Genomic DNA, 375 nt, shown 5'->3' on the forward strand with positions numbered 1-375 from the left:
TACTTTACCGTTTTGTAAAAGATCTACTTTGATCATTTCCGGACGATCTTTCGCGTTATCGTCTTTCCATGTTTTCGTTCCTTCTACTTTTGTTTCGCCTACTTTTGTATTCGTGATGTCATAACCGTTTACTTCGGATTTGTATCCGTCTACCTGTTGTTCTTTCACTTCATACTTGTATGCTACTCCGTTTGCATCGTATGCTTGGAGTTTTTCAAACGTGTACTTCCATTCTGTTGCCGCTGTTACTTCTTTTGTATCTACTACTTTACCGTTTTGTAAAAGATCTACTTTGATCATTTCCGGACGATCTTTCGCGTTATCGTCTTTCCATGTTTTCGTTCCTTCTACTTTTGTTTCGCCTACTTTTGTATT

At 37.9% G+C, this 375-nt stretch carries 1 protein-coding gene; it reads right to left on the reverse strand.

Annotation, left to right across the window (positions count from 1 at the left end):
• The coding region (locus MR083_RS26995; protein WP_242270113.1) for a Cna B-type domain-containing protein at positions 1-375 on the reverse strand (375 nt) is incomplete at both ends.

This window comes from Bacillus cereus group sp. BfR-BA-01408, from assembly GCF_022663305.1.
GTDB classification, from domain to species: domain Bacteria; phylum Bacillota; class Bacilli; order Bacillales; family Bacillaceae_G; genus Bacillus_A; species Bacillus_A pacificus.